14 protein-coding genes and 2 pseudogenes are annotated in these 21310 nt (G+C 54.1%); 9 read left to right on the forward strand and 7 right to left on the reverse strand.

The window, feature by feature from the left end; translation table 11 throughout:
• Nucleotides 1–213: 213 nt before the first annotated feature.
• Both VRZ32_RS07110 and VRZ32_RS07115 read right to left on the reverse strand, forming a co-directional pair.
• Complete coding sequence (locus VRZ32_RS07110; protein ID WP_414524971.1) at nucleotides 214–684, reverse strand: Crp/Fnr family transcriptional regulator; 471 nt, start codon at nucleotides 682–684, stop codon at nucleotides 214–216.
• A 231-nt stretch (nucleotides 685–915) separates the two neighbouring features.
• Nucleotides 916–3555 carry an ABC transporter transmembrane domain-containing protein gene (locus tag VRZ32_RS07115; protein WP_414524972.1) on the reverse strand — a complete coding sequence of 880 codons (2640 nt, stop codon included), beginning with the start codon at nucleotides 3553–3555 and terminating at the stop codon, nucleotides 916–918.
• Nucleotides 3556–3955: 400 nt separating this feature from the next.
• Here VRZ32_RS07115 and VRZ32_RS07120 point away from each other — a divergent pair, with 400 nt between their 5' ends.
• From VRZ32_RS07120 to VRZ32_RS07155, 8 genes are all read left to right on the forward strand, one after another.
• Nucleotides 3956–5248, forward strand: a complete 1293-nt coding sequence (locus VRZ32_RS07120; RefSeq protein ID WP_414524973.1) for a glycosyltransferase family protein — start codon at nucleotides 3956–3958, stop codon at nucleotides 5246–5248.
• The gene (locus VRZ32_RS07125; RefSeq protein ID WP_414524974.1) at nucleotides 5245–6555 is read left to right on the forward strand and encodes a glycosyltransferase family 4 protein; all 1311 of its coding nucleotides are present in this window, start codon (nucleotides 5245–5247) and stop codon (nucleotides 6553–6555) included. The genes VRZ32_RS07120 and VRZ32_RS07125 overlap by 4 nt, the downstream gene beginning before the upstream one ends.
• On the forward strand, nucleotides 6552–7655 hold the full coding sequence (locus VRZ32_RS07130; protein WP_414524975.1) for a glycosyltransferase family 4 protein: 1104 nt from the start codon (nucleotides 6552–6554) through the stop codon (nucleotides 7653–7655). Before VRZ32_RS07125 ends, VRZ32_RS07130 begins: the two co-directional genes overlap by 4 nt.
• The gene (locus VRZ32_RS07135) at nucleotides 7652–9544 is read left to right on the forward strand and encodes a glycosyltransferase (RefSeq protein WP_414524976.1); all 1893 of its coding nucleotides are present in this window, start codon (nucleotides 7652–7654) and stop codon (nucleotides 9542–9544) included. The genes VRZ32_RS07130 and VRZ32_RS07135 overlap by 4 nt, the downstream gene beginning before the upstream one ends.
• A 190-nt stretch (nucleotides 9545–9734) precedes the next feature.
• Nucleotides 9735–11648, forward strand: coding sequence for an ABC transporter ATP-binding protein (locus VRZ32_RS07140; RefSeq protein WP_414524977.1), 1914 nt, complete (start codon nucleotides 9735–9737; stop codon nucleotides 11646–11648).
• Nucleotides 11648–13564 (forward strand): ABC transporter substrate-binding protein, encoded by a 1917-nt coding sequence (locus VRZ32_RS07145; protein ID WP_414524978.1) that lies wholly within the window; start codon nucleotides 11648–11650, stop codon nucleotides 13562–13564. The genes VRZ32_RS07140 and VRZ32_RS07145 overlap by 1 nt, the downstream gene beginning before the upstream one ends.
• Nucleotides 13561–14577 carry an ABC transporter permease gene (locus VRZ32_RS07150; protein WP_414524979.1) on the forward strand — a complete coding sequence of 339 codons (1017 nt, stop codon included), beginning with the start codon at nucleotides 13561–13563 and terminating at the stop codon, nucleotides 14575–14577. Before VRZ32_RS07145 ends, VRZ32_RS07150 begins: the two co-directional genes overlap by 4 nt.
• A 3-nt stretch (nucleotides 14578–14580) precedes the next feature.
• The gene (locus tag VRZ32_RS07155) at nucleotides 14581–15744 is read left to right on the forward strand and encodes an ABC transporter permease (RefSeq protein ID WP_414524980.1); all 1164 of its coding nucleotides are present in this window, start codon (nucleotides 14581–14583) and stop codon (nucleotides 15742–15744) included.
• A 159-nt stretch (nucleotides 15745–15903) separates the two neighbouring features.
• On the opposite strand, the gene VRZ32_RS07160 is transcribed toward VRZ32_RS07155, so the two are convergent.
• Nucleotides 15904–16497, reverse strand: a complete 594-nt coding sequence (locus tag VRZ32_RS07160) for an HdeD family acid-resistance protein (protein ID WP_414524981.1) — start codon at nucleotides 16495–16497, stop codon at nucleotides 15904–15906.
• 393 nt (nucleotides 16498–16890) lie between these two features.
• Here VRZ32_RS07160 and VRZ32_RS07165 point away from each other — a divergent pair, with 393 nt between their 5' ends.
• A complete protein-coding gene (locus VRZ32_RS07165; protein ID WP_414524982.1) occupies nucleotides 16891–18465 on the forward strand; it encodes a DEAD/DEAH box helicase in 1575 nt (524 codons plus the stop codon).
• 646 nt (nucleotides 18466–19111) lie between these two features.
• Here the strand turns inward: VRZ32_RS07165 and VRZ32_RS07170 are convergent.
• The 4 genes and pseudogenes from VRZ32_RS07170 to VRZ32_RS07185 all read right to left on the reverse strand — a co-directional run.
• A pseudogene (locus VRZ32_RS07170) lies at nucleotides 19112–19249 on the reverse strand (integrase core domain-containing protein); the annotation flags it as partial.
• Between the two features lie 95 nt (nucleotides 19250–19344).
• A complete protein-coding gene (locus VRZ32_RS07175) occupies nucleotides 19345–19596 on the reverse strand; it encodes a hypothetical protein (RefSeq protein ID WP_414524983.1) in 252 nt (83 codons plus the stop codon).
• Nucleotides 19596–20861, reverse strand: coding sequence for a Y-family DNA polymerase (locus tag VRZ32_RS07180; protein ID WP_414524984.1), 1266 nt, complete (start codon nucleotides 20859–20861; stop codon nucleotides 19596–19598). The genes VRZ32_RS07175 and VRZ32_RS07180 overlap by 1 nt, the downstream gene beginning before the upstream one ends.
• A 224-nt stretch (nucleotides 20862–21085) precedes the next feature.
• Nucleotides 21086–21310, reverse strand: a pseudogene (locus tag VRZ32_RS07185) (DEAD/DEAH box helicase); the annotation flags it as partial.

Here is a 21310-nt window from a genome sequence, read left to right on the forward strand (position 1 = left end):
GCGGAAAATGTCGGGATAAACTTAGCGCGAAAACATACGTTATGACGTCAGCATTATTGCTGATTGCGCTAAACCATAAGACGGATGTAACTGCTATGGAGCAACAGGCGCACTGATGGCATCAGAACTGTGCTCTGATTTCTATATTTCCCGCAATTTGCATTAAAGTTAACGGGACAATTTGAATGCAAATTGCTCTGGTGTTTATGAATGCTATTCAGTGATTAAGCGCGTGTCGCTGAGCTGAGCAACTTCAGCCAACCGTGCAGTTGTACGCTCAAGCCTGTGGGCGAGCTCTCGCATGATGGCAATGGCAATTTGCGGGAACTGTTGCAGTAGCTCCAGAAAAACCTGCTTATCGATTCGCAGGACCATCAGATTGGTGGCTGCGCGGATTGAAGCTGACCGCGGGATTTCGGCCAGAACACCCATTTCGCCCATAATATCATAGACATGGAAATCAGTTACCTTGAGCGGTCCAGCGGGGGTGTCGACGAGTACGTGTGCTTCTCCTTCCAGAATGACATAAGCCGCATCAGAAGCATCGCCCCGCTTGAAGATGAACTGTCCTTCTGAAAAACGTACTCTATCGCTCGTAAAGGCAAGAAGCTTCAGGCGTCCTTTATCAACGTCCCGAAACATGGGAACCTGGCGAAGTGCCTGGACTTCTGATTCAAGGCTCATGTCTGGGCTCCGGGCGTCATCAGCTAGTCTTTTTCAATTCTGGATTATTTATCAACCAAGACAGGCATTGATGCAAATTTCTCTTAAGCCATAGCGATAACACCTGGAGCAAAATGCATTCACGTTGAATCGGTTTCTTGACTGTATCTCTTTGTGTGTACATCAGATTTATCTAAAAAATGGTGTCCACTTTTGGGGCCGTTGCAATAGCTTTCCACGCCTCTTTCATATTTACGCACTCGCCGGTTGCGATAAACCAGCGCTTTCTTTGTTGGTAATTGAATATGAAGCTGGGCCATCAAAGGTAATAACGGTGTCGAACATGGCGAGGTTCGCGTCATCGCGGGCAACCATGATAAGGCTTCGATCGCGGAAAAGCTCAAGCAGGTGGCCTAGAATCACTGTTGATTCATCATCAGGATAAGCTGCAAATGCGCCGTCGATAATAAAAATATCAGGCCGCTTCACCATGCAGCGAACAAGATCGACACCAGCCTGTTGGCGGCGGGTCAGCATGCGCCCGCTGGGGCCAACCTCGAAATCCAGGCCGACAGCGCAAATTGCAGGCCGCAAATGCAGGTCTTCCACAACATCTACAATCACCTCAAGCACACGCGTTTTGGCATTGGCGATGCTTAAATTTGTTCTGCCGAATAGTAGATTATCCCGCAGTGGCGCGTTGTGACACAGCAGGTCCGCATTGTATGGCTCAAGATCATAGCTGGTTGAAGAGCGCTCAATTTCATTACGCACTCGCCAGCGCGCCTTTAGAATGCGTGCGCGCATATCATCATCGAGTAAACCAAGGCGGTGGCGTGCTTCGATATAGTCGAAGGAGGGGGAGAGGAGGTGTTCTCTGTCGATATCGCTCAAGCCACGGACATTTCGAGCTTCAAAGCGATTTAATGCCTCCTGATAATCCTCAATTTCGTCTGATGCCAGAAACGAGAACTGTGCAACAAGAGGATGATCTGGGGGCAATTCAGCAAAGATTTCCATCATGGTCGAGGCGATTTTAGCCCCGATGCGGATAAGATCTTCCGTAAGTCCCTCAGCATTGAGCACCCCTAACAACAGTGGATTGCGCGCACGTCCGCGGCCGTTGAAAAGGGGATCGCGTGAGGCGCCGAAAAGCAAGTTTTCACCAATGCTGGCCAGGTTTGTATAGCGCTGCTCATCGAACGTCTCGACGAGATCTGCCATATTACATGATGATAGGCGCTCCCGTAGATGGCGGCGTGCATCGACGATCTTGCTGGCCAATGCCGGGAAACGCTCCGTGTCCACCCAGCCATTAATGCCGAAATGGAAGATGTCGTCACGCATACCAACGCGCGCCAGATGCTCTACCAGAATGCTATCGAGCTCTTTGGAGGTGAGCTTGCCTATTGTGGCATGGTCGATCCAGTCATCGTGCGGGCTATCGAGTGGATTGCCGGTACGAAGCGCTTCTGCAATCCGTATTTCATCGCTGGAGTGCGCTTGCATTTGGGTATCGGCCGAAATGGCTTTCACTTTGTGGCGAAGGCCATAAAGCAAATTGTAGCGCAAACTGCCAGGGAAGAGACGTGGCTGCGTGCCGGCATAGGCAATGCGCCGCCCTGTTATTTCTTCAGGCAGGCGCAGAAAATCCTCATCCGCAATATTGATGTTGCCACTGATCGGAATGATACGGCGCGCCAGCACTTCGGCGATGGCACGAGGAGCAGGGCTATGTCTGCTTGGCATGACAACACTTGATGGGAAGCCCCATGACAACGATACATCATCAACCAGTGTCGTGCCGTGTTGGTCATACACGCGCAGTTTTTCGATGGTGACAGGCCCTGCAAGATGGATCGTATTAATGTCCGGTGATAGTTCGGGCTCTTCCGGCAGGAGGCGCTCAGGCATGAACTGCTGGATGATCTGATCGTATTTAATCTGGACATCAAGGCGCTGCTGATCCCAATCGATAAGCTCTTTCAGTGGGGGCGGCAGATCGCGATAGGCAGCAATCACGGCAACCAGCTGGCCTATGTCGAGGCTGCCTTTCAGGGCAAAGTAACCGCCAATGGCATAGAAGAAAAAGGGTGTGAGTTGCGACAGGAAGTTATTGAGGAACTTCACCATGAACTTCCACTTATAGATGCGGAAGCGCAAATCGAAGAGGCCGTAAAGCCGCTCGCCAATTTCGGATTTTTCCCACCGCCCGGTGCCATGACTGTGGACGGCATCCATGCCTTCAACCACCTCACCAATGCGGCCGGCCAAAAGCCGTGACGCAAGCTGGCGTTCCTTGCCAAGCCGCAGCTGGATACGCCTAAGCCTTGGAATCACAGTAAATTGAATGCCGACTATGAACAGAACAACCAGCCCCAGCTGCATGCTCTGCATCATAATGAAGGTCATCGCTGTTAGTGCCTGACTGGATAGAAGCAGCGGTTGCACAAAAGCATCACCGATAAAGCCACCGATTGGCTCTACCTCGTCCTTGATGATGGTTGCGGTTTCTGATGGTTTGGTTGTGCGCAATGTATCAGGCGTAAACCTTAGCGTGATCGCGAACAGATCAAACCGCAGGCGACGCAGCATGCGCTCCCCCAACGCCCCCTTGGCAATGTTGATCCAGTATTTAAAGCCGCCATTGATAAAGACGAAAGCCAGAAACAGGAGTGATAGACCAAGCAGCAGCCCAATCTGATCAACTGTTATCCCGGGAATTAAAGTGATGGTTTCTCCGCCCAAAAATGCAGGAAGCGTAAAGCTCAGGGGTGAGAAAACCGTTTGAGTCTTACCATTCTGGAAGGCTTGCCCCATGATTGCATCATTGACAATCTGTTTCGGCAAATCGAGCGACCAGAAGTAAAATGGCATAGACAGAAGGACCACGATAAAAATCGCGATCTGATCCCGTTGCGAATATCGCCAGATGTATCGGAACAGAGACCTGTCCAAGGCGTTCCTCCGTGCGGCAAGCCGCAATGCAACATGCCTTCCATGAGAAGGAATAGGCGAGCAGGGCGCAAGTATCCAAGTAATTGCCCATATGAGATGAAAAAGCTGTCCTTTTTTTGTCGCGACCAATTACCATTGTGGACAAAAGGCATAGCTTTCCGATACTGAACAAGAATGAGGTGATCAATACGGCACGCTCGAAAGGGCATAAATTTTATCTGGCGTGATCTATCTCTAGCAGGGCAATTGCTTGGCTGCGTGAATCCAGTCATGTTGTAAGTGTTCAAGTTGTTGCGATAAAAGACATCATTATGATTTCAGGAGGCTGTCCGTAATGGCAGCGATAAGTGGTATTGTTTCAGATGCATCAACGGCAACAAGCACCCCAGAGGGCGCTATAGCAGAACGCTGGCCGTTGCCCGAAAGGGTTATGATCTACAGCCATGACACGTTTGGCCTTGGACATCTGCGTCGGGCGTGCGCTATCGCCAACGCCATGGTGGCGGATAACCCAGCCGTTTCAGTGCTGATTATCTCTGGTTCACCGGTCATTGGTAATTACGAGTTTGGTCCTGGCGTTGATTATGTCCGCATTCCAGGCGTCGTGAAGCAGCCGGATGGTGATTATCGCAGCCTGAACCTTAATATGGATCTTGATGAAGCTGTGGCTTTACGCGCAGCGATCATCGCCAAAACCGTAGAAGCGTTTAGACCAGGGCTTTTCATCGTTGATAAGGAGCCAACAGGCTTCCGGGGCGAAGTGATGCCGGCGCTTGAGTTGCTGCGGGCGCGTGGCACACGGCTGGTGCTCGGCATTCGTGATATTCTCGATGAGCCTGCGCTGCTTGTGCCTGAATGGGCACGTAAAGGCGCAACCGAGGCGTTGGCAACGTTTTATGATGAGATCTGGGTCTATGGTTTGCCACAGATCTATGCACCATTGCAGCCGCTTGCGCTCGCGCCGGATATTGAGGAACGCATTGTCTACACGGGATATTTGCGTCGCGAAGTGCCGCGTGAATCGCGCCTTTCGCGCTATCCCAACATAACGCAGGATCCGTTCATACTGGTGACGACAGGTGGTGGTGGTGATGGCGAAGATGTGATCGATTGGGTGATCTCGGCCTACGAAACCGAGGATGCTCCAACCATCCCCGCATTGATTGTGTTCGGGCCGTTTCTCAACCGTGAATGTCGCAATGGTTTTATGGCTCGCATTGCCCGGATTCCGCAATTGGATGCCATCGGCTTTGATAGCAAGCTGGAAGTATTGATGGATCGCGCTTCGGGCGTGATTGCGATGGGCGGCTACAATACATTTTGTGAGCTGCTCTCGTTTGACAAGCCTGCCTTGATTGTCCCACGCACGCGCCCCAGACTCGAACAGTATATCCGTGCCGTACAGGCACAGAGGATTGGCTTGGTGCGCATGCTATCGGAGGAGGGCGAAATGCGTGATCCTGAGCGGATGGCACAAGCAATCAAGGGGCTGTTGGGGCAGGGGCGCCCGTCTGATGTCGTGGTGCCTGGCTTATTGGACGGGCTTGCGGTGATCAAAGAGCGGCTTGCATCCTTCCGCAAGGAGGTGCACGATCCAATAGCAATTCCCATACAGGCTGCGGAATGACCAAAGCGCTCCCGATAATTCAGCGTAAACCCGCCCCGCAACGTCGCATAGCGATGGTGGTGAAGGGATATCCGCGCCTTTCCGAAACATTCATTGCGCAGGAATTGTTGGCGTTACAACAGCGCGAGCTGCCGTTTGAGATCTGGTCGTTGCGCCACCCCACTGATAAAAGCATGCATCCTATGCATAAAGCGATAACCGCGCCGGTCGCTTATTTGCCCGAGTATCTTTATCAAGCGCCGCTCAGGGTGTTGCGCGGGTTTTTGGCAAGTGCGCGTCTGCCAGGTTTTAAGGCAGTCATGCGGCAGTTTCGGCAGGATTTTTCGCGTGATCGTACCGTTAATCGTATCCGCCGGTTAGGACAGGCGTTCGTGATGGCGCGCGAGTTGCCGGATGATATCGGGCATCTGCACGTACATTTTCTGCACACTCCAGCATCTGTGACGCGATATGCAGCCCGTCTGCGTGGTATCAGCTGGAGCTTCTCGGCACATGCCAAGGATATCTGGACGACGCCTGATTGGGAAAAACGCGAAAAGCTTGCTGATTCACTCTGGGGCGTTACCTGCACCAAAGCTGGATGGGAGCATCTGAGTAGCCATGCGCCGCGCCGTGACCATGTCACGCTGGCGTATCATGGGCTGGATCTGTGCCGTTTTCCCGCGCCGCCCGAACACGCGCGCCGGGATGGTTCTGATCCGGCTGATCCCGTGCGCATTGTCTCGGTCGGTCGAGCGGTGGCGAAGAAAGGGTTTGATGATCTGCTTTCCGCCCTCGCAGCATTGCCTGAAGGGCTGCACTGGCGCTTTGCGCATATTGGCGGCGGCACTCTGCTTGATGAATTAAAGCAACAGGCCCAGCGCGAGGGTGTTGCTGAGCGAGTGGCTTTTCTGGGCTCAAAATCGCAACCAGATGTTATCTCTTTGATGCGGGAGGCAGATATTTTTGTGCTGCCTTCCAAAGAAGGCGATGGTGGCGATCGTGATGGCCTGCCGAACGTGATCATGGAAGCGGCAAGCCAAAGCCTGGCTATTATCGCGACCGATTTTGCCGGCATTCCCGAGTTTATCAATCACGGTAAAGAGGGCGTACTCGTGCCCCCTGCACGTTGGGATATGCTTGCAAATGCGATCAACATGCTGGCGCGCGATCCAGACAAGCGCGCTTTGCTCGGCTTTGCGGCGGCAGATCGGTTGCGTGAGGATTTCTCGATTGATGCGGGTATTGATGCCATCGAAGCGCGGTTGCGTGCGGCGCTGGGGGTAGCAAGGTCGTTTGCGCCTGCGCAGCGGGATACGGTTGCGTGATCGCATTCTATGCACCATTGAAATCTCCCGATTTTCCGACCGCCTCCGGTGATCGGCGCATGGCGCAATTGCTGCTTGCGGCGCTGACACGTGCTGGTCTTGCGCCCCGTCTTGAAAGCAGTCTGCGCGCTTATGAGCCAACGGGTGCGCAAGAGGCGCAAGCTGTCGTGCAGGAATGTGCAGCAACTGAGGTGAAGCGCCTCTTAGAGCTGTATCAGGCGCAGCCGGAACTTCGCCCACGTTTGTGGTTCACATATCACTGCTATTACAAAGCTGTAGATTACATTGGGCCGGTGATAGCGCGTGCATTGAACATTCCTTATTGCGTGGCCGAAGCCTCACGTGCGCCTCAGCGGGCAACGGGAATGTTTGCGCAGGCGCATGCGATGAATGAGGCTGCACTGGATTTTGCAAGCATGATCTTTGTCATGACAGCGAAAGATCGGCCAGCGCTTGAACAGGCGCGGACTGCAGGGCAGCAGCTGATCGATTTGCCGCCCTTTATCGATCAATGCGCAGCAACTTATCGTCCGCGCGCTTCTCGTGACGTGGTGGAACTTCTAAGCGTCGCGATGATGCGCTGGGGGGTTAAGCGCGAAAGCTACGGGCAGTTGGCGCAGGCTTTGGCTCTCGTCGATGGTCCCTGGCATCTGACCATTGTTGGGGAAGGTGAGGCGCAGGCTGAAGTGGAAGCGCTATTTGCGCCCTTTGCAGAACGGGTGACATTCACAGGCCTGGTAAGTGATGCTGATGCGCTGGCGGCACTTTATGAAAAAGCCGATCTGTTGGTATGGCCGGCAGTCAATGAGGCTTATGGCATGGTGTTTCTGGAGGCAGCTGCATATGGATGCCCTGCGCTTGCTGGTGATCATGGTGGGGTGGCGAGTGTGGTGTGTGACGGGCAGACAGGCATTCTGGTGCCGCCCGGAGATATTGCAGCATTTGCACAAGCCTTGAGTGGTCTGATTGAGGCGCCCGCGCGTCGGCAAGCTTTGGGCGCGCAGGCGTATGCTTTTGTGCGAGAAAGCCGTACGCTTGATAGCGCAGCAACGATCCTGCATGAAGCGCTTGTGCCTTTGATTGGCAGGGTGCGCGTATGAGTTTGCGTGTGCTTATTTCGGTGACGCATTTATTGGGTGTTGGCCATCTGGCACGTGCTGCAGCGATCGCGCGTGGACTTGCGCAAGCGGGGCATGAAGTCACCCTCATTTCGGGTGGTAATCCCGCATCTCTGGTAGCGATGGATGGTGTACGACTAATCCAGCTGCCCCCGGTTCACATCGCTGGTACAGCATTTTCCACGCTGCTTGGCGCAGATGGCTCGCCAGTGAGTGAGGCTGTTCTGCACGAACGGCAGCGGATGATGGTTGAGACGGTTGCAGAATGTCAGCCGAATGTTGTCATTACAGAGCTTTTTCCGTTCGGTCGCAGGGTGCTGGCAGATGAATTTATAGCGTTCATTGCGGCGGCGCGCTGCCTTGATCCGCGACCGGCCATTCTCTGTTCCATCCGCGATGTGCTGGTTGCACCGGCAAAAATGCAGCGCGTTGATGAAACGCATACGCGGCTCCGAGCGCTTTATGACGGTGTGCTTGTGCATGGCGATGAGGATGTCTTACCGCTGGAACGCTCTTGGCCAATTGCTGCCGACCTCAAGCCGATGCTGCATTATACGGGTTATGTCGATGAAGGTGCAGCCAACAAACCGCCTGTGAATGTGGTCCGCAATGATGAGATCATCATCTCGGGTGGCGGTAGTGCATCATCGCTGCCGCTCTATAAAGCTGCGATTGCTGCTGCTGCAATCATCACGAATTATAAGTGGCGGGTTCTGGTTGGTCGTGGCGTTGCTGAGGATGCGTTTAATGCGCTGGTAGAGGCAGCGCCAACGCATGTAGTCGTTGAGCGTGTGCGCACCGATTTTCCGACGCTTCTCGCACAGGCCGCGCTTTCTGTTTCTCAAGCGGGCTATAACACGGTGGTTGATCTACTGCGGGCGCGGGTGCGCTCGGTGGTGGTGCCGTTTGAGGCAGGGAATGAAACCGAGCAGCGTCTACGGGCTGAGGGTCTTGCGCAAGCTGGCATCTGGCCTTTCACAGTTGTGCCAGAGGCCACACTAACGGCGCAAACTCTGGCTGATGCAATCATCAATACGTTCAAATGTGAGGTGCCTTCAAAGGCAGCAATCCGGCGGGATGGCGTGGCAACAAGTATTGCGTTCATCGAGCGTTTTGGCCTAAGGGCACAATATCCCGCGTTATCGTGCGCACTAGATGAGGTGGCGGCGGCTGGGCGCAAAGTCAGGCTTTGGTGGCGGGATGATGATGCCATCGCACCGACGCCCGCTTTGGAGCAACTGCTCATGCTTTCGCAAAAGCACGCTGTGCCGTTGGCGATTGCGGCAGTGCCAGCCTCTGCATCTGAAGCACTTGCCGCACGTCTTGCCCATGCGCCGTTGGCAAGTGTTTTGGTGCACGGTCTGTCACATACCAATCATGCATCGATAACCGACAAGAAGGCCGAGTTCGGAGCTCACCGTGCGTTATCTGCTCTTATGGCAGATGCGGCAGAAGGTTTGCGCTTGGCACGGGCACGCTTTGGTGAGGTGCTCCTGCCGGTTTTCGTGCCACCCTGGAATCGCATCAGTTCGGACCTCGCAAAGCAGCTCGGCACGCTGGGATATTGCGGCCTCTCCACAGCTGGGAAAACCAGGACATTGGCGGATATCACCGTCATCAACACGCATCTTGATCCCATTGCCTGGCATGAAGGCGGGGGGCTTTTACCACCATCACTGATTGATAGCCGTGCGGCAGAGCAGGTGCTTTTACAATGCAATAGCAGTGCACCGATTGCGCTTGGACTGCTGACACACCATTTGGTGCAAGATGAGGCAACGTGGGCCTATATCGACAATCTGCTAGCATGGATCACATGTCACCCTGCTGTAGAGGTTGTTGATGCGCGGGATATTTTTTGCTGCTCGTAACGCAGTGTCTGCATGCAAAAATCACTATCCCAGGAATTATAGCAGAATGCATTAAACCTGAATTGCTAGATTGCTATAATTCTTTGTTTATGCATCAAATTTATTCAGAAAGCGGTATCCACTTTTTGGTTTGATACATTAGCGAATGCTAGACTAGAATAAAAAATAAAACCGGGTGGAGTGGTGCAGCGTGGTAGATGACGGGCGTCGATCCTCAAATCTGGACTTTCGGACATCGCCTCTGTTATCGGTGCGTGACCTCGTGATTGACTTCACGGGGGAGGGCGCATCATTTCGCGCGCTGGACGGCGTTTCATTTGATATCGCGGCCGGTCAAACCATGGCGCTGGTGGGCGAGTCGGGATCGGGTAAATCTGTCACGGCTCAAGCGATTTTACGCTTGCTGCCAAAATCCGCCCGCATTGCCAATGGTGCGATCACCTTTCTCGATCCTGCAAGTAACAAGCGAACTGAAATCGCCAGTCTTGCGGCGGATGGCGCGCATATGCGCGCTCTTCGCGGTGGACGTATTGCAATGATCTTCCAGGAGCCGATGACCTCATTCTCCCCATTGCATACGGTAGGAGACCAGGTCTCGGAGGCGCTTCAATTGCATGGCAAGGTCAGCAAACGCGAAGCCCGAAAGCAATCGGAAGCGGTGTTTGCACGTGTGGGATGCACGAATCCGGCGCATGTGTTTGACACCTATCCGTTTGAGCTATCAGGGGGTATGCGCCAGCGAGCGATGATCGCAATGGCGCTGATTTGCCGTCCCGCACTTCTCATTGCGGATGAGCCGACAACGGCGCTTGATGTCACCACGCAGGCGCAGATCCTTGATCTGATGCGGGATTTACAGCGTGAAACCGGCATGGCGATCCTGTTGATTACGCACGATCTGGGTGTTGTCGCCAATATGGCAGACACGATGGCGGTGATGTATCGCGGGCGCATCGTGGAATCGGGAACGCGAGATGCGTTGTTTCGTGATCCGCGCCATCCATACTTGAAAGCGCTGCTAAAGGCTGTGCCGCGCTTCGGCATGTTGCCGGATGAACGTTTGACGCCAATCCGCGAGGTGGTGACGGCTGTACCATCGTCACGCGCTATCGAAGCGCCACTGATGGTCGAGCCAGTGTTGACCATTGATAATGTATCAAAGGTCTTTGCACGTCGGGCCGGGTTTTTACGCACCAAAGTCGGTGAGGTGCGGGCAGTTGCCAATGTCAGCCTGTCTGTGCCTCAAGGTAAAACACTTGGTCTGGTGGGTGAGTCAGGGTGTGGCAAAACCACTTTGTCGAAAATTGTCATGCATGCAATGCTCGCAACAGAGGGGCGGGTGCTGTTTAACGATGGCAATGGCCCGCGCGATATCACGCATTTGTCCGGCGCTGATTTGCTGGCGTTCAGACGCAATGTGCAGTTTGTGTTTCAGGATCCCTTTTCATCGCTCAATCCCCGCATGACGGTGTTCGAGCTGCTGACAGAGCCATTGATTATCCATGGTGTTGGCAATGCCGATGAACGCTCTGCGCGAGCTGTTGAGCTGATTGAGCTTGTTGGGCTGGAACGTAAACATTTGCGGCGCTATCCGCATTCTTTTTCGGGTGGACAGCGTCAGCGATTGGGGATTGCGCGGGCGTTGGCGCTACACCCCAGAGTGCTGTTGTGCGACGAGCCCGTATCAGCGCTTGATGTTTCGGTGCAGGCGCAGGTATTGAATTTGCTGAAAGATTTGCAGGAAGCTATGGGCCTGTCATATCTCTTTGTGTCGCACAATCTCGCGGTGGTAGATTACATTGCTGACGAGATTGCGGTGATGTGCCGTGGGCATATTGTTGAGCAGGCACCCAAGCATCTGCTATTCGCCAATCCGCACCACCCATACACGCGGGCGCTGCTTGCAGCGGTGCCGAGCCCTGATTTGAATCATCCGCTTGATTTTGCTGCTCTGCGTAATTCAGGCTTTTCCGACCCGGCGCAGTGGCCGATACCTTTCCGCCTCCTCGGTGCCCAGCAGGGTATAATGCAGGATCTGGGGGAGGGGCATCGTGTACGAATTGGCGCGCATGTTATCGGGGAAGACATGGAGGAGGTGGCGTGATGCTGGATCGGCGGCAGATGTTATGGGGGATTAGTGGTGGCGCAGCGATGGCGCTGACCGGTCGTGAACTTCTGCAAGCTGGTACCTGTCACGCGTCTACAGTTTTGCCCCAGAATCCACCTCCAGGACTACCGGAAGAGCCACTTGTATATGATCCGCGCCTCTATGGTGGTGAAATTGGCATGCGCGGTGGACGTATCGTTAGCCTTGCAGCCAAAGCGCGCGACATTCGCTATTTATCGACGATGTCCTATACGCGTCTTGTGGGCTATGATCGTAATCTCGATCTCAAGCCCGATCTGTTAAGAGCTTTTGAAACCGAGGGGGGGCGCGCCTTTACCTTTCACTTGCGTAAAGGGCATCGCTGGTCGGATGGATCGCCTTTCACAGCAGAGGATTTTCGTTATTGGTGGCAGGATGTTGCTATGCATCCAGAACTCAATCCGGCAGGTCCACCGATGTTTATGCTGGCCGGAGGCAAGCCACCGCGCTTCGAGGTTATCGATGAGCAGACGGTGCGCTACATTTGGGATGATCCAAACCCGCGCTTTCTGCCAACGCTGGCAGGTGCGCGTGATGCATTGATCTATACGCCAGCGCACTATATGCGCCAGTTCCATGAGCGCCATACGGATAAGGAAGAGCTGGCCCAGCGCGTGCTGTCAGCGAAAGTGCGCTCCTGGGCAGCACTTCATAACCGCTATGACAGCATGGGTGATGATGCCAACCCGAAGATGCCTACCGTTTATCCTTGGAAAGTGATGAACCCGGCGCCTGCAAGCCGGTTCACCTTCTCTCGTAATCCGTTCTATCACCGTGTTGATCCTACCGGCCAGCAGCTGCCTTATGTTGATGAGATCGTGTTTGATATAGCCTCGCCCGGCCTTTTTGCGGCCAAGTCCAATGCGGGCGAGGTTGATTTAATGTCGCGCGGGCTTGTGATGGCCGATATTCCGGTGCTCAAGCAGGGAGAGCTCGCCCACAATTATCGCACGCTGATGTGGCCCATCGCACGTGGGTCTGAGGTGGCGCTCTATCCCAATCTTACGGCTGTTGATCCGGTATGGCGGGCGTTGAACCGTGATGTAAGGTTCCGACGTGCGCTGTCGCTGGGGATCGATCGCAATACACTGAATAACGCGCTGTTCTTTGGTCTTGGCACCGAGGGTAACAACACGGTACGCGAGGGCTCGCGCTTGTTCGAGCCGGAATATCGCACCCGTTATGCCCAATATGATCCCGTAAAGGCCAGTAGCCTGCTGGACGAGGCGGGATTAGCTGCACGCGGGCCGGGAGGCATCCGTAAGCTTAGTGATGGGCGCATATTGGAGATCGTGGTCGAGGTTGAGGGCGACGCCACGATTGAAGTCGATGCGCTGCAGCTTATTACGGAATTCTGGCGTGACATTGGCATCAAGCTCTTCATCAAGCCGCAGGATCGCACCGTGCTGCGCAATCGCTCTTACGCTGGTTTGCCAGTAATGATCGCGGCCCCTGGTCTCGACAACGCCATGCCGACGGCACAAATGCCGCCAACCGGGATAGCGCCGGTTAATCAGGATAATTACGCGTGGGCGAAATGGGGGCAATTCATCGAGACAAGCGGCAGGAGCGGCGAGGTTTGCGACATGGCAATGCCGATCCGCTTGCTCGCACTTTATGACACTTGGCTCAAATCCGTTGATGTTGAAGTGATGGCGCGTATCTGGCATGAGATGCTGGCGCTGCATGCCGATCAGCAATGGACGATTGGTACGGTGTCGGGTGCATTGCAGCCGATCGTGCTTCGTAATGGTCTGCGCAATATGCCGGAAGAGGCGGTGTACAGTTGGGAACCGACAGCGATGTTCGGCCTCTATCGTATGGACGCATTCTTCTGGGAGACGCCTGAGCGACGTGGAGGCAAGCCGTCATGATACGGTATTTTGCTGGCCGCATCGTAACCATGGCGATCACGCTGCTGATCATCAGCGCGGTGGTGTTCTTCATTATCAAGCTGCCGCCGGGGGATTTTCTCACCAATCAGATCGCAGAATTGCGCGCGCAGGGTGATGCCTCGGCGGCAGTTAAGGCCGAGTTTCTGGTGCGGCAGTTTGGCCTTGATCGACCCGTTTGGGAGCAATATCTGGCGTGGGTTGGACTATGGCCGGGGCCGAGCGGCTTTTCAGGCTTGCTGCAAGGCAATTGGGGGTGGTCGTTTGAGTATGATCGCGCTGTTGCCGAGGTGTTGGGCGATGCGCTGTGGTTGACGTTGGTGCTCAATCTTACCACGGTGATTTTCGTGCATGCGGTTGCGATCCCGATTGCGATTTACTCCGCCCGAAATCAATATTCATTGAGTGACTATGCCGTGACGCTATTTGGCTATCTAGGCTTGGCGACGCCCAGCTTTTTGCTGGCGTTGATTTTGCTTTATTACATGAACCACTGGTTCGGTGTGTCCATCGGTGGTCTGTATGATCCACAATATGCCGATGCGCCGTGGACCATGCCAAAGGTGCTGTCGTTAATGGAGCATCTGATTGTGCCCACCATCGTTATCGGGCTTGGTGGCACGGCAGCAATGATCCGGCGTATGCGAGCCAATTTGCTTGATGAGCTTGGCAAGCAATATTATGTCACGGCGCGCGCCAAAGGTTTGCCGCCGCGCAAGGCGCTGATGAAATATCCATTCCGCATGGCGCTTAATCCGTTTATTGCCGACATTGGCAATCTGCTGCCACAGCTTGTTTCCGGCTCGGTGCTTGTTTCATTGGTGATGAGTTTGCCCACAGTGGGGCCAATCCTTTTATCTGCGTTGAAAACACAGGATCAATATCTGGCAGGGTTCATCCTGATGTTCGTCGCGGCGCTAACCGTTATTGGTATGCTGATTTCAGACTTGTTGCTGGCCTGGCTTGATCCGCGCATTCGGTTGGGGGAAAGCTGAGCCATGAGCAACGCACAAACCCCTCCCCACTATGTTGATCAGGAGCCTTTTGATCCCGGCGCATCCGATCCAGGGCGGTATATGGATGAGCGGTATTACCGTGCATCGTCACTGGCATTGATCTGGTGGAAATTCCGTCGCAATCGTTTGGCGGTCGTGTCTGCGCTGATATTGCTTGCGTTTTATGCGATGGTTCCCTTCGTAGAAGTGATTGCGCCTTATGGTCAATCTCAACGGAACGGGGATTTTCTTTATGCGCCACCTCAGCCGGTGCATCTGTTTCACGAGGGGCGGTTAGTTGGGCCTTTTGTTTATCCCTACAGCTTCACCTTCAACAAGGAGACATTCACGCGCGATTACATTGTTGATCGCACGAAGCCTCAACCGCTGCGCTTCATCTGTGAAGGCTCCCCATATGAATTCTGGGGCTTGGTGGAGGCGCGCACGCGACTTGTCTGTGCACCGGAAGGGGGCACGTTTTTCCTTCTTGGCACGGATCGGCTTGGGCGGGATATCTTTTCCCGTATCATCTATGGCGCACGCATTTCACTCACCATTGGCCTTGCTGGTATTGCGGTATCCTTCACCCTTGGCCTGTTTTTCGGTGGTGTGGCGGGGTATTTGGGGGGCTGGGTCGATAGTGCCATCCAGCGGCTAATCGAGATCATCCGCTCTTTGCCAGAGTTGCCGCTTTGGCTCGCCCTATCAGCAGCATTGCCGGCGAACTGGTCGCCGATTGCGGTGTTTTTCGGCATCACGATTATTCTGGGCATGCTCGATTGGCCGGGGTTAGCACGCGCTGTGCGCTCTAAGCTGTTGGCCTTGCGGGAAGAGGATTTTGTCAAAGCGGCTGAGCTAATGGGTGCATCGCGCGCCCGCATTATCGCGCGCCACCTGATCCCGAATTTCATGAGCCATCTGATTGCCTCGGCAACGCTATCGATTCCCTCCATGATACTGGGTGAGACGGCATTATCGTTCTTGGGCTTGGGTTTACGTCCGCCCGTCACGAGTTGGGGCGTGCTGCTTAATGAAGCGCAGAACCTTGCAGCAGTAAATCTGCAACCGTGGCTGCTATGGCCAATAGCACCCGTCGTACTGGTGGTGCTCGCCTTCAACTTTGTCGGAGATGGACTAAGAGATGCTGCCGATCCATACCACTCATAGGATATGAGCGCCTATAGAGGCTCACTATGACGCGAAGCTCAACACATCCTGCGGGTGTGCGCGTGGTCAGATCCAAAAGAGTTTCGCCTTTTGGGGATACAAAAAAGGTAGAGCATCTCTACGATGCCCTACCTTTTGTTTTGAAGTAAGGGCGTGGTTTTATACTAACTGCTTGCCTCGGCGTGCCCGTAGTGCAAGCGCTACTGCGACGAATGACCAGCCCTCAAAAATCAGCTCGATCGCGAGGATCATGCCAATCAGATAGAGCGAATTCACGGGCCAGCGCGCGGCAATGACCAGACCGACGATGAGCGCCAAAAGTCCTGCCGCGACAAGCCATCCCCAGCCCGCGCGTGGACGTGCTGAAAAGCCTGCCCACATGCGGAAAATACCGGCGACAATAAGAGAGACGGCCAGCAGCAACGTTAGAAACTCTGTGGCGAGGACTGGATTCATAAAGGCAAAAATGCCTGCCAACCCATAGAATACACCGCTAAGGAGCCAGATAAAGAAATTGCCCCATTCCTTGACCTGGAATGCATGCACGATCTGCACAACACCACCCACCAGAATGAGGGCGCCGATGTAATAGACGGTTACAAGCGTGGCCACGAGCAGGTTGCCCAGTGCAACGCCACCAAGCATAATAAGGATCACGCCAAGCAGAAGAAACCAGCCCCATTTTGAACGCACATCTTCCGCCAAGGCGTTGATGTTTGAACTCTGATCGGTTTGTTGAAAAGATGTTGGCATAACAGCCCCCTTCGATGTTATGTTTACGATTGAACAGTCTATGGTTTAAGACTATGCTCAAGTATTGTCATTGCAAAGCAACAAAGTGTAAATGCGAATTTTTACAACATCTTATCTTAAAGCGCTAAACTGTCAGTTGTGTTGATGGTTCTGGATAATGTTTATTTATTCCTTGACTTATCTTGCGCAATGATTTAACGAACGCACCGTGCACCCCGATGGGTGTCTTTGGTGTCCTGGTCGCGTGAGCGGTTCCCTGTTTGTGAATCGTCCTGCCGGACACAGTTTTTTCAGGAACAGCCCAGATCACGCGGGGCGTCCATCACCCCGCGATTATTCTGCCCATCGGCATTCGCCGGGGTGGAGGTGTCGCTTTATGCGAAAGATCTCATATTGACCTCCTTTCAAGACCTTGGTCTGGCTGCTCCCCTTTTGGCCGCATTGACCGCTGAAGGCTATGAAAATCCTACTCCTATTCAAGGTCAGGCAATTCCTTACCTGTTGCAGGGCAACGACTTGCTCGGCATTGCACAGACTGGTACGGGCAAAACGGCTGCGTTTGCGCTTCCTATCATTGATCGTTTGCTGCGTGACAAGAAGCCTACTCCGCGCCATGGTTGCCGCGCGCTTATCCTGAGCCCCACGCGTGAACTCGCGAGCCAGATCGCACAGAGTTTCCGCTCTTACGGCCGTAATACGAAGCTGAAGACTGCTGTTGTGTTCGGTGGTGTTTCTGGCCGCCCACAGGCGCAGGAACTCGCTCGGGGCGTTGATATTCTCGTTGCAACGCCTGGCCGTCTGATTGACCATCTCGATGCCCGCGCTGTAAATCTGGGCCACGTTGAAGTGTTCGTGCTCGACGAAGCCGACCAGATGCTCGACATGGGCTTCATCCATGCAATCCGCCGCCTTGTACCGCAACTGCCAAAGGTGCGTCAGAACCTGTTTTTCTCGGCAACGATGCCGAAGGAAATTGGTGCGCTCGCTAATGAACTGTTGCGTGATCCGGTTGAAGTTTCGGTGACGCCAGTTGCCACAACGGCAGAGCGTATCGCGCAGAAGGTGATCTTCGTTGAGACCGCACGTAAGCGTAATCTGCTCGTCGACCTGCTTAAGGACGACAGCATGGGCCGCACGCTGGTCTTCAGCCGCACCAAGCATGGCGCAGACCGCATTGTGCGTCATCTGGATGAAGCCAACATTCCTTCATCTGCAATCCACGGCAACAAGAGCCAGGCTCAGCGTGAGCGGGCGCTTGCGGATTTCCGTTCGGGTCGTCGCAAGATTCTGGTTGCAACCGACATCGCAGCGCGCGGCATTGATGTTGATGGTGTGACCCATGTCGTTAACTTTGATCTGCCAAATATGCCAGAATCCTATGTTCACCGCATTGGTCGTACGGCACGTGCAGGTGCAGAGGGTTCGGCCATTTCATTCTGTGATGCGGAAGAACGCGCATACTTGCGCGATATCGAGAAGCTGACGCGCCAGAACATTCCGCATGAGGACTACCGTTTGCCAGCAACTGTTGCTGCTGAAGCAAACGCACGCCCTTCGAAGCCAGGCCGTGGCCGTCCAGGCGCCAAGCCTGCTGCCAAGCCCTTTGCTGCCAAGCCATGGGGTGCAAAGCCAGGTGGATCCAGGTCTTCCGGTTCAAGGCCATTTGGTGAGCGATCTTTTGATGATAGGCCCGCACGCGCTGATGGACCAGCGCGTGGTCAGCAGCGCTTTGGCAGGGAAGAGCAGGGCCAAGGTCGCAATGATGGTTTCAGTGCACGCGCCAATAACGGCCCACGTCAGAAGCCACGTTTTGAAGGTGCGAGTGATCGTCCTGCAGGTGGCGAAGGCCGTGGTCGTCCGGGCGGTAATGCTGGCAACGGCGCGCGCAGCGGCGGTCGCGGACCAGGTGGTGGCCGTCAGGAGCGTTTCAGCGATGCTTCTTATGGAAAGCCAGCTCGTGGTCGCTAAGTCGGAATGCTAGATAACTAAACATAGGGGCATCTGATAGGTGCCCCTTCTGCTTATAAATTTGAGAAGATACATATTCACTTGCATAGTGCTAAGAGCGTGGCACTTCATCGGGTATCGGCAACCTGGTGTAATTCACCTCTGCTGCCCCGACTTAGCATCTGATCATGAATAATGGCAGATGGGCGCTTGCTGGATGTGGCTGTCGTAGCTTTTTTAGCCATAGAAATATCCTTGCTGAATATGGAGCGCTTCAAGAGTGGAGCAGGAAACCATCAAGCACCCGAGGAAATAACCACCTTGATGCAATCAACTGCGAAACAAGGAAACTGCTAGAAATAAGCAAAGTTCCGTATCAAGAAAGCGTATGCACGTTATGCTAGCCACCACTGATTTCGGCTCTTCAATATTATGAGGATACGATGCGCTAAACGGAGAAATGCTGTCCAGAATGCCGCCACCATTTTCAATGGGGGCGCTCTTAACCTATTGAAAAGTTTGGTCAGCACTAAAGAATTCGAACTTCCGGCTCGTCTGACATATGGACGCGCAGGCCGAGCAGTCTGATTACATCAGTTGCTGCGTTTGGTGCGGATCGGGTGCACACCCGGATGTTGCCGCGACCTTACCTGTTGGGGTAGGCTATGGCGATCTCGCCCCTCGCATGAGCCAGTGACGAGAACAATATTTCGTTAAGGCATTCGTCGCGGAAATTGCCTTTGAAGCATTCTATGAGGCTATTCTGCATCGACTTGCCGGGTGCGATATAATGCCATTCGATCCGTGTTTGCTGACATCATCTAAGGCTTGCCATCGAGGGCAGCTCAACCTTGGTTTAGTCTTCGTAATTTCTATAATTGAGATTATGCATTTTCTGAATCATGCCATTCCACCGACAAAGCCTGTCATTTTCTTCTGATAGTTGATTGCAAGTCGCACCGGACTGCCGCATCCGCGCGCGGGGCAGCGGCTTTTTTGCTCCAGTTCATCCAGATATAGAAATTTAGCACCGGGAGCAGCGGCTGCTTGTTCTGTCGTAATGTAATGGGTGTGCCCGCATTTCTTGCACATGAATTCCAGTTTCTGATTGCGGTCGAGATCGCCGACCTGTAAGTCGGTTTTCCAATTCATCACCAAAAATCCTCAGCTGTTGGAACGCGACTATAGGAGATCTTGCCACCGGCATGCCCGCCTGCTGGCGGTTCCCATGGGCCGATACTGACAATGGTTTGGGCGTATTTCCCATTTAGTTCATCGACGGCTGCGGTGATCCGCTCCCACTTTTGCCGATCACGATCATCGTTCAGCAACATGTCTAGCTGTCTCTGGTTGGCAAAAGACAGCCCACCCAGGGTGACGCTGACACGGAAAATCGTCGTATCGGAAGGCAGGGATTGCTCAGCTTGTTGCCAGAGGGCATGCAGGCCACGCAAAACAGCCTGATCGTCGTTTACAACGGGCAGTCGATGATAGCGCGACCAATGGCCATCTCGGATTGAGAGACCAAGCCATACGCCTGAGCAATAATAGGCCTCGCGTCGCAGCCGCCTGGCTGCCTTGGTAAGCAAAAGGCGGGCAATATCATGCGCTGCAGCTAATGATCGTGCCTCCGGGGGCAGAACACGACTGTGCCCAAACATTCCGCGTTCAGTATCTGGGGCTTGCACATCATAGCCATGCAGCGCATACCAAAGGCGTTCGCCCGTGACATTGCGCCAGATTTTGCGCATCTGCTTAGGTTCTGTGTTGTACAGATCTTCAGTGGTGGCGATGTTCATGCCCAGCAAGCGGCGATGAAGATGTCTGCCGACGCCGGGAATATCTTCCAGCTTCACTCGAAACAGGGGAGTTGGCATCTCCTGTGGCTCCCAGATGGCGAGGCCATTTCCATAGCTGCCGCTGGATCGCTTGCCCGCCTTGCAGGCCATCTTGGCCAATTGGCGGTTGGCAGCCATGCCAATAGAGCTGGTGATATAAGGGCCGATAGCGCTCATGAGTCGTTCGCGCAAACGGTTAGCGAGTTTTTCAGGTTCGCGGCGCTGATCTTCATCCAGACGGCATGTCAGTTCATCGATTGATTTCACTGCATCCAAGGGGATGACGGATTCTATCTCTGCGAGCAGTGCATTATGGGCACGGCGATAAAGATCCGGCTTTTGCGGAACCAGAATGATTTCCGGGCAAAGCGCTTTGGCCTCACGTATTGCCATGATATTGCTGACACCGCGCATTTTGGCTTCTCGCGAGCAGGCGATCATGCACGTGCGGTCCGTTCCCGCAAAGGGTACGACCCCAACGGGGCGTCCACGCAAACGGCGATCTGCCTGTTGCTCAACGCTGGCGAAGAAGCCATCGAAATCGAGGTACAGCCGTTCGATCGTGTCCGGCTTGCGCATGGCAAAACGCTCCCATGGCGTGTCCAGCACGCATATAGGCTCAGGAATAGGATGATATTTGTTCGTCGTCTGCGCGACGTTGGTTCATTCTATGTTCCATATGGGAATACGGGAGTCAAGGGTTAGATAGCGCCGCTTGAGAAGGTTGGGGAATTTGTCAATGTTGCGCGTTAATTTGAGGGCTTACTTCCTAACCCGTGTTGGTCGGAGTGATAGGATTCAAATCTCGGCAGATGATCGCGCAAGCGACCCGGCGTACCGACGACGATCTGGGCACCGTGTGCCAGCGCTCGCCGTTCGAGTGAAGGCTTCGTATCAACCACATATATCACGACTCGCGCACCGGCCTCACTATAGGGTGAATCCAGCTCGCAGCTTACCTGCAGCGCAAGCTCGCGCGTTGGAACGATAACGAGCGCTAAGGGGGCAGTTAGGGTTACAGCCTGCGC

The sequence above is a fragment of the Pseudochelatococcus sp. G4_1912 genome (assembly GCF_047501465.1).
In the GTDB taxonomy this organism is placed as follows: domain Bacteria; phylum Pseudomonadota; class Alphaproteobacteria; order Rhizobiales; family Beijerinckiaceae; genus Pseudochelatococcus.